Raw genomic sequence first — 13,742 nt, 5'->3', positions numbered from 1 at the left:
ATTAGCGTCGCCAGCGTCGCAGCAGGCGGCTTCGCAGCCCGGTATCAAAGCGCCAGATATGATCGAAGATGCGCATGATGCCGGGTTTGCCGTGTACCGACATCGCCACCGCGTGAAAACGGTGCTGGTGCTTACGCTGTAACTCCCCCACCTGAGCAATCACCTCATCCGGCAACCGCTGGGCGATAAAGTCAGAGATCACGACGGCATCCGCATCCACCCACTGGGGGTTTTGCAGACGTTCAATAATGGCGCGAAAACAGCTGGCCAGATCGGTACCGCCGCGAAAGCGCTGGCTTAAAAAGCGGATCGCCTGCTCCAGCCCGCGCTCGCTGGTCAGTTCGTAATGCACCACTTCGCTGGAGAACAGCATAATAAAGCAGCGACGGTTATCGGCCAGCGCGACGCGCATGAGGGCCAGACAAAAGGCCTTAGCGCACTGCTCGTTAAAACCGCCCATCGACCCTGACGTATCGACGCAGACAATGAACGGCCCGCGCGGTTGCTCATCAAAATCCTGCCGTGTTACCGGGCGTTCGGTGATTTTCTCACGCCAGGCGTCGCCATGCAGCCGGTAGGTGAGCAGCTGCTTCTCCACCAGCTTGCGATAAAATTCAAACTCCAGCTCCGTGATGCCGAGCGTCGCCAGCTCCGGCGGCAGCAGCCGCAGAATGTCGTCACTCTGCTGGAGGCCGTCGACTTGCTCCGGTACTGTCGCCGGCTCGCGCACCAGGCTGCGAAAGGTTTCCATCGGGGCGTCTTTCTTCGGCACCGATTTCGCTTCCCGTGAACGTCCGAGTTGTTCCGCCAGCTGCAGTAGCTCCGGTTGCTGGTTGAGAAAATCGCCATAGCGCACGATCAGCTGATAGTCGCCGCGTTTGAGTTCGCCAGCGCTCATATCCCACAGACGCCCGGCGGCAGTGTCATTTTCCGCCAGTACCGGATCGAGCTGACCGCTGAGCGTCATTCGTTCCTGGACCTCACTGAGTAACTGATCGCGTTCTTCATCCAGCAACTGCTGGTTAAGGCTGGTGGCTTGCACCACCAGGCTCAGGCGCCAGCGCTGTAAAAACAGCGTATGCAACGCCGGGGTAAAGGTGGCATTGTCATCCACCAGCTTCTGCGCCTGAGCGGCAAAAGGAGACTGTAGCTGGTGCAGTTTGCCGAGGATCTGCGGGAGCTGGACGATAAACTGCGAGGTAGAGAGTAGCTGAGCCTGCTGATAGGTTTGCACTTCGGCGTCCAGATCCGGCGGGACGTTAACTTCTTTCAAACGGGCGCGAACGGCTTCACGCCAGCGTGGAATATCCGCCGCGATGATGTTTTTCAGGCGGGGGAATTTCTCAAAGAACACCGCCAACTGAGGAGAGGCCAGCAGCGCCAGCAGCATCTCCTCGATCATTCCCTCTTCGCTGACTGCCAGCATGACATTCAGCATATCGAGCGTCATGGCTGCTTCGCCTGTTTAATCTGCGCGCCGACGTCCTGCAGGCTGGCTTCGATTCTTCCCAGCCACTCGACCGGGATAAACAGACACTTTTGCTGCTCGCTGAAGCGGTTGTGTTGCTGGTGCCACTCATCATCGAGCGCCTCCAGCTGTTGGCGAATTTCTGCCGGCATGTTCTCCTGCGATGCGCTACCGGGCAGCGCGAGGCGTGAGCCCTGCAGGCTGACGTCGCGGACGACCAGGTGCTGGCTGGTGTCGACATCCATATTGAGCAGTTGGGCAAAGCCGATCCCGTTGAGCTTACCGCGGATCTCACCGCCCTTTTCCAGCCAGTTGGCTAACGCCTCGCGTTCAAAAGTAATGTGGATCACTTCCATATCGTGAAGTTTGAGCGGCTGCTGCAGCAGCAGCGTCAGGGTGGTCCCCTGGATCTCCGCCGGCAATTCATAATGCGGTTTGCGGCTAAACATCCCGCCAAGGCGGGTGACCTTCAACGCCGTTTTGTCGCTTTGCTGCTGTTGGATCTGAATGCGTCTCTGGACAATGGCCCCCAGCCGCGTCAGCATCGCCTGCTGTTGCCAGGCGTGACAGGTCATGAGCGTTTCCAGCTGCTGCGACATCAGGTTCATGCTCTCGACGTTGTGCCACAGACAATCTTTCAGCAGGATCAGATCTATCGGCGCGATGCTGTCGCGCCCGCTGAAGAAGGCGCTGGCCTGCAGCAGGCGAATGGCCTTTTTCCAGCGGCGATCCGAGACGTACGGCGCATTTGGCAGGGCATCCAGCTGCTGGCGGAGCTGGAATATCAGCTCAAACACCGCGTCTGGCAGTTTGATATTGCCGATCTGCTGCTGCCATTGGGTAAACTCTTCGTCGCTAACCTGCAGCGCGCTGGGCACTGGATTGATGTTTTCATCCTGCTGGCTGACCAGCATTGAACGGAAATTACCTTTATCCTGCACTTTATCAAGCCACAGACGGATCAGCATTCGGTCATACAGCGCTTCCAGACTGCTGTCGGCTTCGGGGAGTTCGTTCGACGCGGCCACCAGCAGGCGCATCGGGATTTTCTCTTCGTGCGCCCCATTGCGGAAGTGACGTTCGTTAATCGCCGTCAGCAGGGTGTTGAGGATCGCCGGACCCGCTTTCCATATTTCATCGAGAAAGACGATTTCGGCTTCCGGCAGGTAGCCGGCGGTTAAACGTTCGTAACGGCCTTCATCCTTCAGTGCCTGAATGGACAGTGGCCCAAAAACTTCTTCCGGGGTGGAGAAGCGGGTCATCAGGTATTCAAAAGCGCGCGCCTGCTGGAAGGCGAATTTGAGGCGGCGGGCAATCAGGCTTTTGGCGATCCCCGGTGGGCCGAGCAAAAAAACGCTCTCGCCGCTGAGCGCCGCCAGCAGGCAGAGGCGTATCGCGTGGCTGCGTTCAAAGAGTCCTTTTTCGAGTGCCGCGCTGAGCCGGGAAATTCTTTCAGCCAGTAAATGTGTTTGAGCCATAATTGAGTTGCGTGCTTTGTCATGTATCGTTATTGGGTCGAGTATAGATGTTAGAGCAGGGGCGGTAATAGCCTGAAGAATCGATTTATTTTTTTTGAGCCAGGTTAATATGGTGTCTGTTAGGGGTACGATTTCGCAAATAATCGTGCATACTGTGCGCTTTTTGTGGGCCAAGGGACTAGGCACACATTTGTTTTATAAACGAAAAGACTAGTCTATGAGCACTGATAATAAACAATCGTTGCCGGCATTAACGTTGGCGGCCATCGGCGTGGTGTACGGCGATATCGGTACCAGTCCACTGTATACCTTGCGCGAATGCCTGTCAGGTCAGTTTGGCTTTGGCGTTGAACGCGACGCCGTGTTTGGCTTTTTGTCGCTGATTTTCTGGCTGTTGATCTTTACCGTATCGATTAAATACATCACGTTCGTGATGCGGGCGGATAACGCCGGGGAAGGCGGGATCTTAACGCTGATGTCGCTGGCCGGACGTAATACCTCGGCCCGAATGACCTCCGTACTGGTGATCCTCGGCCTGATCGGCGGTAGCTTCTTCTATGGCGAAGTGGTGATTACGCCGGCGATTTCCGTTATGTCGGCGATAGAGGGGTTAGAAATTATCGCCCCGCAGCTTGATACCTGGATTGTCCCTATTTCCATTATCGTGCTGACTCTGCTGTTTGTGATCCAGAAGCACGGGACCGGCATGGTCGGTAAGCTGTTTGCGCCGATTATGCTGATCTGGTTCCTGTTGCTGGCGGTGCTGGGCGCGCGAAGCATTTACGCTAACCCGGAAGTTCTTCAGGCGCTAAATCCCTACTGGGCGGTGCATTTCTTCCTGCAGTACAAAACGGTTTCCTTTATTGCGCTCGGCGCGGTGGTGCTGTCGATTACCGGGGTGGAAGCGCTGTACGCCGATATGGGTCACTTCGGCAAACTGCCGATCCGCGTGGCCTGGTTCTCCGTCGTGCTGCCCTCGCTGGTGCTGAACTATTTTGGCCAGGGCGCGCTGCTGCTGAAGCACCCGGAAGCGATTAAAAACCCGTTCTTCCTGCTGGCGCCGGAGTGGGCGCTGATCCCGATGCTGATTATCGCCACGCTGGCGACGGTTATCGCCTCGCAGGCGGTGATCTCCGGGGTCTTCTCCCTGACCCGTCAGGCAGTGCGTCTGGGCTATCTGTCGCCGATGCGCATTATCCACACCTCGGAAATGGAGTCCGGACAGATTTACATCCCGTTCATTAACTGGCTGCTGTACGTTTCTGTGGTCATCGTTATTGTCAGCTTTGAGCATTCGTCTAATCTGGCGGCGGCGTATGGTATTGCGGTCACGGGCACCATGGTGCTGACCTCCATTCTGTCGGCAACGGTGGCGCGCAAAAACTGGCACTGGAATAAGCTGTTTGTCGGCCTGATGCTGGTGGCCTTCCTGTGTATCGATATTCCGCTGTTCTCGGCGAACCTCGATAAGATTGTCTCCGGCGGTTGGCTACCGTTGTCTCTGGGGCTGGTGATGTTTACGGTGATGACCACCTGGAAGAGCGAGCGTTTCCGCCTGCTGCGCCGGATGCACGAGCACGGCAATTCGCTGGAAGCGATGATCTCTTCGCTGGAGAAGTCACCGCCGGTGCGTGTGCCGGGTACCGCGGTGTATATGTCCCGCGCCCTGAACGTGATCCCGTTTGCCCTGTTGCATAACCTGAAGCACAACAAGGTGCTGCATGAGCGAGTGATTCTTCTGACTCTGCGCACCGAAGATGCGCCTTACGTGCATAACGTTCGCCGGGTGCAGATCGAGCAGCTGTCGCCGTCGTTCTGGCGGGTGGTGGCCAGCTACGGCTGGCGGGAAACGCCAAACGTTGAAGAAGTATTCCATCGCTGTGGCCTGGAAGGACTCAGCTGCCGGATGATGGAGACCTCGTTCTTCATGTCGCATGAGTCGCTGATTATCGGCAAACGACCGTGGTATCTGCGCCTGCGCGGCAAGCTTTATCTGCTGCTGCAGCGTAACGCCCTGCGGGCGCCGGATCAGTTTGAAATCCCGCCAAACCGGGTTATCGAGCTCGGTACCCAGGTCGAAATCTGATGTCAAAAAAGCCCTTCCATTGCGAAGGGCTTTTTGTTTCTCACTCCGGCTGTCATCTCCTGCCGTTGCCTTGCGAAACGTTTCGATGGCGATCACATTTCTCTCTTCTGGTGATGGTTTTCTGCTCACACATTGATAATAATTATTTTAGCGAAACGTTTCGCTAGTGGAGCAAAAGAGAAAAATGAAAAAAGGCACCGTACTTAACGCTGATATTTCCGCGGTCATTTCCCGCCTGGGCCACACCGATACGCTGGTGGTCTGCGATGCCGGATTACCGGTTCCCCGCAGCAGCACGCGCATTGATATGGCGCTGACTCAGGGCGTACCTTCCTTTATGCAGGTGCTGGAAGTGGTGACGACGGAAATGCAGGTTGAAGCGGCTGTTATCGCGGAAGAGATTAAAACCCATAATCCGCAGCTCCACGCGACGTTGCTCACTCACCTCGAGCAGCTGCAGCAGCACCAGGGAAATACCATTGAAATTCGTTACACCAGCCATGAGCAGTTCAAAAAACAAACCGCAGACAGTCAGGCGGTAATTCGCAGCGGGGAGTGTTCCCCGTTTGCGAATATCATTCTCTGTGCCGGCGTCACGTTCTGAGGTCGCCGCCATGGAAGCCTTATTGCAACTAAAAGGGATCGATAAAGCGTTCCCTGGCGTCAAGGCGCTCTCCGGCGCGGCGCTGAATGTCTATGCCGGTCGGGTGATGGCGCTGGTAGGGGAAAATGGCGCCGGCAAGTCCACCATGATGAAGGTGCTGACCGGGATCTACACCCGTGATGCCGGCTCTTTGCTGTGGTTAGGCAAAGAGACGACCTTTAACGGCCCCAAATCCTCCCAGGAAGCCGGGATCGGTATCATCCACCAGGAACTGAACCTGATCCCGCAATTGACGATTGCCGAGAACATCTTCCTTGGTCGCGAATTTGTTAACCGTTTTGGCAAAATCGACTGGAAGCAGATGTATGCCGAAGCCGACAAGCTGCTGGCAAAGCTGAATCTCCGCTTTAACAGCCAGAAGCTTGTGGGCGATCTGTCGATTGGCGATCAGCAAATGGTGGAGATCGCCAAAGTGCTGAGCTTTGAATCGAAAGTCATCATTATGGATGAACCGACCGATGCGCTGACCGATACCGAAACCGAATCGCTGTTCCGCGTCATCCGCGAACTGAAGTCGCAGGGGCGCGGCATCGTCTATATCTCCCACCGTATGAAAGAGATCTTCGAGATTTGCGACGACGTGACCGTCTTTCGTGACGGGCAGTTTATCGCCGAGCGCGAAGTGGCTTCGCTGGATGAGGACCGACTGATCGAGATGATGGTCGGCCGTAAGCTGGAAGATCAATATCCACATCTCGATAAGGCGCCGGGCGCGGTGCGCCTGAAGGTCGATAATCTCTGCGGCCCGGGCGTGGAAAACGTGACCTTTACCTTGCGCCAGGGGGAAATCCTGGGTGTCGCCGGGCTGATGGGCGCCGGACGGACCGAACTGATGAAAGTGCTGTACGGCGCGCTGCCGCGCAGCAGCGGCTCCGTGACGCTGGATGGCCATGAAGTGGTGACCCGCTCGCCGCAGGACGGTCTGGCGAACGGCATTGTCTATATCTCCGAAGATCGTAAGCGCGATGGCCTGGTTCTCGGGATGTCGGTAAAAGAAAATATGTCCCTGACGGCGCTACGCTACTTCAGCCGGGCGGGCGGCAGCCTTAAGCATAAAGATGAACAGCAGGCGGTCAGTGATTTCATTCGGCTGTTTAACGTCAAAACGCCGTCCATGGAGCAGGCAATCGGCCTGCTTTCCGGCGGCAACCAGCAAAAGGTCGCCATTGCCCGCGGGCTGATGACCCGGCCAAAGGTGCTGATCCTTGATGAACCGACCCGCGGCGTCGACGTCGGGGCGAAGAAAGAGATCTACCAGCTCATCAATCAGTTCAAAGCCGATGGCCTGAGCATCATTCTGGTCTCCTCTGAGATGCCGGAGGTGTTGGGCATGAGCGATCGCATCATTGTGATGCATGAAGGGCATCTCGGCGGTGAATTCACACGCGAGCAGGCCACCCAGGAAGTATTGATGGCTGCCGCTGTGGGCAAGCTTAACCGTGTGAATCAGGAGTAAGAAAGATGACAACCCAGGCTGTTACTGGTCGCCGTTATTTCACGAAAGCGTGGCTGATGGAGCAAAAATCGCTGATTGCCCTGCTGGTGCTGATCGCGGTGGTATCGACCATGAGCCCCAACTTTTTTACCGTCAATAACCTGTTCAATATCCTGCAACAGACCTCCGTTAACGCCATCATGGCGGTAGGGATGACGCTGGTTATACTGACCTCGGGGATCGACCTGTCCGTCGGCTCCCTGTTGGCGCTCACCGGTGCGGTGGCAGCGTCGATTGTTGGCATTGAGGTTAATGCGCTGGTGGCGGTCGCTGCTGCCCTCGCATTGGGTGCCGCGATCGGCGCAGTCACCGGGGTGATTGTGGCGAAAGGCCGCGTGCAGGCCTTCATCGCTACCCTGGTGATGATGCTGCTGCTGCGCGGCGTGACCATGGTGTACACCAATGGCAGTCCGATCAACACCGGCTTTAGCGATAACGCCGATCTGTTTGGCTGGTTTGGCATCGGGCGTCCGCTGGGGATCCCGACGCCGGTATGGATCATGGCGATTGTCTTCCTGGCGGCCTGGTACATGCTGCACCATACTCGCCTGGGCCGTTATATTTACGCGCTGGGCGGTAATGAAGCGGCGACGCGTCTGTCCGGGATTAGCGTCAATAAAGTCAAAATTATCGTCTACGCCTTGTGCGGGATGCTGGCGTCGCTGGCCGGGATCATCGAAGTGGCGCGTCTCTCCTCCGCGCAGCCGACGGCGGGGACGGGCTATGAGCTGGACGCCATTGCGGCGGTGGTGCTCGGTGGCACCAGCCTCGCGGGCGGCAAAGGACGCATTGTCGGCACGCTGATTGGCGCGCTGATCCTTGGCTTCCTGAATAATGGTCTTAATCTTTTAGGCGTTTCTTCCTATTACCAGATGATCGTTAAAGCGGTGGTGATTTTGCTGGCGGTACTGGTAGATAACAAAAAGCAGTAACTGAGAACTCTACAGGACATCTTAACTATGAATATGAAAAAACTGGCGACCCTGGTCTCTGCTGTTGCGCTAAGTGCGACCGTCAGCGCAAACGCGATGGCCAAAGACACCATCGCTCTGGTTATCTCTACCCTGAATAACCCGTTCTTCGTGTCGCTGAAAGACGGCGCGCAAAAAGAAGCTGACAAGCTGGGCTACAACCTGGTGGTGCTGGACTCCCAGAACAACCCGGCGAAAGAGCTGGCGAACGTCCAGGATTTGACGGTGCGCGGCGCCAAGCTGCTGCTGATCAACCCCACCGACTCTGATGCCGTCGGCAACGCCGTGAAGATGGCAAACCAGGCGAAAATCCCGGTCATCACCCTTGACCGTCAGGCCACAAAAGGCGATGTCGTGAGCCACATTGCGTCTGACAACGTGCAGGGCGGAAAAATGGCTGGCGATTACATCGCGAAAAAAGTGGGTGAAAGTGCGAAAGTCATTGAGCTGCAGGGCATTGCCGGGACTTCTGCGGCGCGCGAGCGCGGCGAAGGCTTTAAACAGGCCGTGGCGGCGCACAAGTTTAACGTCCTGGCCAGCCAACCAGCCGATTTCGACCGTACCAAAGGGCTGAACGTGATGCAGAACCTGCTGACCGCGCATCCTGACGTGCAGGCGGTATTCGCGCAAAATGATGAAATGGCGCTGGGCGCCCTGCGCGCGCTGCAGACCGCAGGCAAGTCCGATGTGATGGTGGTTGGATTTGACGGCACTCCGGATGGCGAAAAAGCAGTAAACAGTGGCAAACTGGCGGCGACCGTCGCACAGTTGCCGGAGCAGATCGGCGCGAAAGGCGTTGAGACGGCTGATAAGGTACTGAAGGGCGAAAAAGTGGAAGCTAACTACCCGGTTGAGCTGAAGCTGGTCGTTAAGCAGTAAAATGCGATTCGGACTGGCAACGGTCCGAGGGACAATATAAAAAAAGAAAAGCAGGGCATGCGCCACCGGATCCCGGTGGCGCGCTTTCCCGGGAACAGAAATGATGAAAACTGCAGGCAAACTTGTCGTCCTTGGCAGTATCAATGCCGATCACATTCTTAACCTTGACGCTTTCCCGACGCCGGGCGAAACCGTCACCGGCAACCATTATCAGGTGGCTTTCGGTGGTAAAGGGGCCAACCAGGCGGTCGCCGCCGGGCGCAGCGGAGCGGATATCGCGTTTATCGCCTGCACCGGCGATGACGACATCGGTGAACGCATCCGCCGCCAGCTGGCGAGCGATAAAATCGACGTGGCGCCTGTGCGCGCAGTCGCCGGGGAAGCGACCGGCGTGGCGTTAATCTTCGTTAACGCCGAAGGTGAGAATGTCATCGGTATTCATGCCGGCGCCAATGCGGCGCTTTCCGTCTCCCAGGTTGAGGCGGAAAAGGAACGTATCGCTAGCGCACAGGCGCTGTTAATGCAGCTGGAGTCGCCGCTGGAGAGCGTGTTGGCGGCGGCGAAAATCGCCCATCACCATCAGACCACCGTGGTGCTTAATCCCGCGCCAGCGCGTGAACTGTCCGATGAACTGCTGGCGCTGGTGGATATCATTACCCCCAACGAAACCGAAGCGGAAAAGCTGACCGGTATTCGCGTTGAGAGCGACGAGGATGCGGCAAAAGCCGCCGACGTGCTGCATGCCAAAGGCATTGGTACGGTGATGATCACCCTCGGCAGCCGCGGCGTCTGGCTCAGTGCCGAAGGCGAAAGCCGTCGGATCCCGGGCTTTCGTGTGCAGGCCATTGATACTATCGCTGCCGGCGATACCTTTAACGGCGCGCTGGTAACCGCGTTGCTGGAAGGGACTTCCCTGCCGGAAGCGATCCGTTTTGCGCATGCCGCGGCGGCGATCGCCGTGACCCGCAAAGGCGCGCAGCCATCCGTGCCGTGGCGCACAGAGATTGATGAATTTTTAGCGCAACAGGGGTAATGCTTGGCTACGATGAAAGATGTGGCCCGCGTCGCGGGCGTTTCCACATCGACGGTGTCACACGTCATCAATAAGGACCGCTTTGTCAGTGAGGCGATTACCGCCAAAGTAGACGCTGCGATCAAAAGCCTCAACTACGCCCCCTCTGCGCTGGCGCGTAGCCTTAAGCTTAATCAAACCCGTACCATCGGCATGCTCATCACTGCCAGTACCAATCCGTTTTATTCGGAGCTGGTGCGGGGCGTGGAGCGCAGCTGTTTTGAGCGGGGTTATAGCCTCGTACTCTGTAATACGGAAGGTGATGAGCAGCGAATGAATCGTAATCTGGAGACGCTAATGCAAAAACGCGTCGATGGACTACTGCTGCTGTGCACGGAGACCCATCAGCCCTCTCCGGAAATTATGCAGCGCTATCCATCGGTACCGACGGTCATGATGGACTGGGCTCCCTTTGATGGCGATAGCGATCTGATTCAGGATAACTCGCTGCTTGGCGGCGATATGGCGACCCAGTATCTGATTGACCAGGGGCATTCGCGCATTGCCTGTATTGCCGGCCCGCTGGATAAAACCCCGGCGCGTCTGCGCCTTGAAGGTTACCATGCTGCGATGGCGCGCTGCGGCCTGCCGGTTGCCGACGGATACGTGGTGACCAGTGATTTTGAGTTTGGCGGCGGGTTTAGCGCGATGCAGCAGCTGCTGGCTTTGCCGCAGCGGCCGCAGGCGGTATTTGTCGGCAACGATGCCATGGCGGTTGGCGCTTATCAGGCGTTGTACCAGGCCGGTTTGCACATTCCGCAGGACATGGCGCTGGTGGGCTACGATGATATTGAGCTCGCACGCTATATGACACCGCCGTTGACCACCATTCACCAGCCAAAAGATGAGCTGGGAGAACTGGCCATCGATGTGCTGATCCATCGAATGGCCGATCCGCAGCAAAAGCAGCAACGCGTTCAGTTAACGCCGGAGCTGGTGGTTCGTGGCTCCGCTTAGCGTTTGTGCCGCTCGCTAATCAGATTACGGCCATCTTTCGCTCTTAACAGCATAAACATCAGCGCCGACACGATGGTGATCACGCCCATGGTTATAAAGGTGTAGTGAAACTGCTGTACCGTGCTGGCATTGTCAAAACCTTCATAGAAGCGCAGCACCGCAGCGCTGATGGCCACCCCGAGACTGATTGAAAGCTGCTGGGTCACCGCCAGCAGGCTGTTACCGCTGCTGGCATTGTCATCCGTCAGATCGGCCAGCGTAATGGTATTCATCGAGGTGAACTGCGTGGACATCGCCATCCCCAGCACAAACAGTGGCAGAAGAAGCATCCACAGCGGCATCTCTGGCGACTGCAGCGAGAACTGGGCAATCATGAGGCCAATAAATACCGTGATCCCCACCAGGGTCTTACGATAGCCAAACCAGCGCAGCACCTGGGTAACGGTAGATTTCGCAATAATGGAGCCGATAGCGGTAGGGGCAATCATACAGCCGGCGATAATGGCCGGATAGCCGAAGCCAACCTGCAGCATCAGCGGCATCAGAAATGGCACACAGCCGGTACCCAAACGCGTGGCAAGGTTGCCAGCAATGCCGACTGAGAAAGTATGCGTCTTAAATAAAGAGAGCGAGATAAGCGGCGCCGGATGGCGGCGCGCGTGGCGAACATAGGCCACGAGCAGTAACAGACTGACGGCAATCACGGCCAGCGCCAGCCATGTCGCCACGATTTTTTCTCCAAACAGTTCAATACCGCTGGAAAACAGTACCAGGCTTAAGCCAAATAACAGAAAACCGGTTATATCGAAGCGCCTGCGCGGCGTCGTGAAATTTGGCATGAATTTGCGGGCATACAGAATGCCAATCACCCCGATGGGAATGTTTATCAGGAAAATCCAATGCCAGCTGGCCCAGGTGACAAACACCCCGCCGAGCACCGGGCCCAGTATCGGCCCCACCAGACCTGGCATGGTCACAAAGTTCAGTACCGGAAGCAGCTCGCTGCGGGGATAGGCGCGCAGCAGCGCCAGCCTCGCCACCGGCATCATCATCGCCCCGCCGATCCCCTGAATCACCCGAAAAATGACCAGCTCCATTAATGAGCTGGAGAGCGCGCAGGCGAGAGACCCCAAAGTGAACAAGCTAACAGCGATGATAAAGACCCGGCGCGTGCCGAAGCGATCGGCCAGCCAGCCGCTGACCGGGATCAGCATCGCTACCGTCAGCGTATAGCTGATAATGGCCGACTGCATCGCTAAGGGAGAACGATTAAGACTGTGGGCAATAGCCGGGAGGGCGGTGTTAAGAATGGTGGCATCCAGCGCCTGCATAAAGAAGGCCATCGCCGCGATCCACGGCAGGCCAGCCATACTGCGCCCTTTTTTTCCGCTCATGCCAATTCCTTGTTATTGATTTACGGGGTGAGGGGCGTTCAACAACGCCTGGCAGGCGAGCAAGGCACCTGGCGCATCACTGTTGAGAATGGCATCGACAATCGCCTGGTGGAGATCCAGCTTCACTACTTCATTTTGCGTAATCGACGTGAAGTAGGTGTGGTAGACGGAATGAAATAAAGAAGCGAATGAGCTGAGGAAAGGATTACCGCTCATTTCATAGATATGTTCATGCCAGGCCATATCGACCTCTATCCAGCGATCGCGCTGAAAATGACGTTTCAAGGCAATCATCTCTTCCATTAAAGTATTGAGCTGCGCTTTTTGTTCTGCGGTGCCGTTAGCGGCAGCGAGAAAACAGGCCTGGGGCTCCAGGCTGCTGCGCATGACGAGAAAGTGGCTCACCACTTCTTCGAAGTTATCTTCTGTTAGCCACCAGGACAGGAGTTCCTTATCCAGGAAGTTCCAACTGCTGCGCGGCATCACCCGGGTGCCAATGCGAGGGCGGGGCAGCAACATGCCTTTTGCCGTTAGCGTCTTCACCGCTTCACGGACGGCGGTACGGCTCACACCGAACTGCTCCCCCAACTCCATCTCGCCGGGAAGAATGCTTTCAGGCTGATATTCGCCAGTCAGTATTTTTTGGGCGAGCTTCTCGGCCAGTACCCAGGAGATGTTCTTTTGTGCCGCCAGTTGCTGTGCGCTTAAAGACATAAATGCCGTTCCTTTCTTTTCTTTACTCTAACAGTATGCCACCAGGCGTCCCGTTTCGTCGGTTAAAACAGCAAAACGGCGGTTTTTTGCGACATTCCTCGCCGCATTGTTGAAAAAAGAGACGGTTGAAAAGTTTTTTTGAATTTCCCCTTGTCACCTCAGAATTACTCCCTATAATGCGCCTCCACTGACACGGAACAACGGCAAACAAGCCGCCGGGTCAGCGGGGTTCCGGTGAGAACCTCGCAGAGAAAAGCAAAAATAAATGCTTGACTCTGAGGCGGGAAAGCGTAATATGCACACCCCGCGCCGCAGCGAAAAACGAAGCGGCACTGCTCTTTAACAATTTATCAGACAATCTGTGTGGGCACTCAAAGTGACATGGATTCTTAACGTCCTCGGACGAAAAATGAATACCAAGTCTCTGAGTGAACATGCGTAATTCATTACGAAGTTTAATTCACGAGCATCAAACTTAAATTGAAGAGTTTGATCATGGCTCAGATTGAACGCTGGCGGCAGGCCTAACACATGCAAGTCGAGCGGTAGCACAGAGAGCTTGCT

Annotated in this window: 11 protein-coding genes and 1 other annotated feature; of the genes, 7 read left to right on the top strand and 4 right to left on the bottom strand. The window is 56.3% G+C overall.

Annotated features, from left to right (window positions below; translation table 11 throughout):
• Position 1 precedes the first annotated feature (1 nt).
• Positions 2-1,450: an ATPase RavA stimulator ViaA gene (gene viaA, locus DTA24_RS00055; RefSeq protein ID WP_008806714.1), complete on the bottom strand. Its 1,449-nt coding sequence runs from the start codon at positions 1,448-1,450 to the stop codon at positions 2-4.
• Complete coding sequence (gene ravA, locus DTA24_RS00050; RefSeq protein ID WP_016162028.1) at positions 1,447-2,946, bottom strand: ATPase RavA; 1,500 nt, start codon at positions 2,944-2,946, stop codon at positions 1,447-1,449. The genes viaA and ravA overlap by 4 nt, the downstream gene beginning before the upstream one ends.
• Before the next feature lie 217 nt (positions 2,947-3,163).
• On the opposite strand from ravA, the gene kup reads away from it, so the two are divergent.
• The 7 genes from kup to rbsR all read left to right on the top strand — a co-directional run bounded on the left by kup (position 3,164) and on the right by rbsR (position 11,070).
• The gene (gene kup / locus DTA24_RS00045) at positions 3,164-5,032 is read left to right on the top strand and encodes a low affinity potassium transporter Kup (RefSeq protein WP_008806712.1); all 1,869 of its coding nucleotides are present in this window, start codon (positions 3,164-3,166) and stop codon (positions 5,030-5,032) included.
• Between the two features lie 184 nt (positions 5,033-5,216).
• A complete protein-coding gene (gene rbsD / locus DTA24_RS00040; RefSeq protein WP_002882527.1) occupies positions 5,217-5,636 on the top strand; it encodes a D-ribose pyranase in 420 nt (139 codons plus the stop codon).
• A 10-nt stretch (positions 5,637-5,646) separates the two neighbouring features.
• Entirely contained in the window at positions 5,647-7,152 is a 1,506-nt protein-coding gene (gene rbsA / locus DTA24_RS00035) for a ribose ABC transporter ATP-binding protein RbsA (protein ID WP_012543297.1), read from the top strand.
• Positions 7,153-7,157: 5 nt separating this feature from the next.
• Positions 7,158-8,123, top strand: a complete 966-nt coding sequence (gene rbsC / locus DTA24_RS00030; protein ID WP_008806709.1) for a ribose ABC transporter permease — start codon at positions 7,158-7,160, stop codon at positions 8,121-8,123.
• Between the two features lie 27 nt (positions 8,124-8,150).
• Positions 8,151-9,041 carry a ribose ABC transporter substrate-binding protein RbsB gene (gene rbsB / locus DTA24_RS00025; protein ID WP_012969238.1) on the top strand — a complete coding sequence of 297 codons (891 nt, stop codon included), beginning with the start codon at positions 8,151-8,153 and terminating at the stop codon, positions 9,039-9,041.
• 100 nt (positions 9,042-9,141) lie between these two features.
• A complete protein-coding gene (gene rbsK, locus DTA24_RS00020; RefSeq protein WP_023340863.1) occupies positions 9,142-10,074 on the top strand; it encodes a ribokinase in 933 nt (310 codons plus the stop codon).
• A 3-nt stretch (positions 10,075-10,077) separates the two neighbouring features.
• Positions 10,078-11,070 (top strand): ribose operon transcriptional repressor RbsR, encoded by a 993-nt coding sequence (gene rbsR / locus DTA24_RS00015; RefSeq protein WP_012543295.1) that lies wholly within the window; start codon positions 10,078-10,080, stop codon positions 11,068-11,070.
• Here the strand turns inward: rbsR and mdtD are convergent.
• Both mdtD and DTA24_RS00005 read right to left on the bottom strand, forming a co-directional pair.
• A complete protein-coding gene (gene mdtD, locus DTA24_RS00010; protein WP_023298394.1) occupies positions 11,067-12,464 on the bottom strand; it encodes a multidrug transporter subunit MdtD in 1,398 nt (465 codons plus the stop codon). The genes rbsR and mdtD overlap by 4 nt on opposite strands.
• Positions 12,465-12,476: 12 nt before the next feature.
• Positions 12,477-13,178, bottom strand: a complete 702-nt coding sequence (locus DTA24_RS00005; RefSeq protein ID WP_008806704.1) for a FadR/GntR family transcriptional regulator — start codon at positions 13,176-13,178, stop codon at positions 12,477-12,479.
• A 477-nt stretch (positions 13,179-13,655) separates the two neighbouring features.
• Positions 13,656-13,742 (top strand) — a sequence feature (16S ribosomal RNA rRNA prediction is too short).

It is taken from the genome of Klebsiella sp. P1CD1, assembly GCF_003790505.1.
Lineage (GTDB): Bacteria > Pseudomonadota > Gammaproteobacteria > Enterobacterales > Enterobacteriaceae > Klebsiella > Klebsiella variicola.
This window is presented reverse-complemented; position numbering and strand designations above follow the sequence as displayed.

Coding starts and splice junctions, on each gene's coding strand:
- viaA (WP_008806714.1), bottom strand. CDS start 1,450: ATGACGCTCGATATGCTGAATGTCATGCTGGCAGTCAGCGAAGAGGGA.
- ravA (WP_016162028.1), bottom strand. CDS start 2,946: ATGGCTCAAACACATTTACTGGCTGAAAGAATTTCCCGGCTCAGCGCG.
- kup (WP_008806712.1), top strand. CDS start 3,164: ATGAGCACTGATAATAAACAATCGTTGCCGGCATTAACGTTGGCGGCC.
- rbsD (WP_002882527.1), top strand. CDS start 5,217: ATGAAAAAAGGCACCGTACTTAACGCTGATATTTCCGCGGTCATTTCC.
- rbsA (WP_012543297.1), top strand. CDS start 5,647: ATGGAAGCCTTATTGCAACTAAAAGGGATCGATAAAGCGTTCCCTGGC.
- rbsC (WP_008806709.1), top strand. CDS start 7,158: ATGACAACCCAGGCTGTTACTGGTCGCCGTTATTTCACGAAAGCGTGG.
- rbsB (WP_012969238.1), top strand. CDS start 8,151: ATGAATATGAAAAAACTGGCGACCCTGGTCTCTGCTGTTGCGCTAAGT.
- rbsK (WP_023340863.1), top strand. CDS start 9,142: ATGATGAAAACTGCAGGCAAACTTGTCGTCCTTGGCAGTATCAATGCC.
- mdtD (WP_023298394.1), bottom strand. CDS start 12,464: ATGAGCGGAAAAAAAGGGCGCAGTATGGCTGGCCTGCCGTGGATCGCG.
- DTA24_RS00005 (WP_008806704.1), bottom strand. CDS start 13,178: ATGTCTTTAAGCGCACAGCAACTGGCGGCACAAAAGAACATCTCCTGG.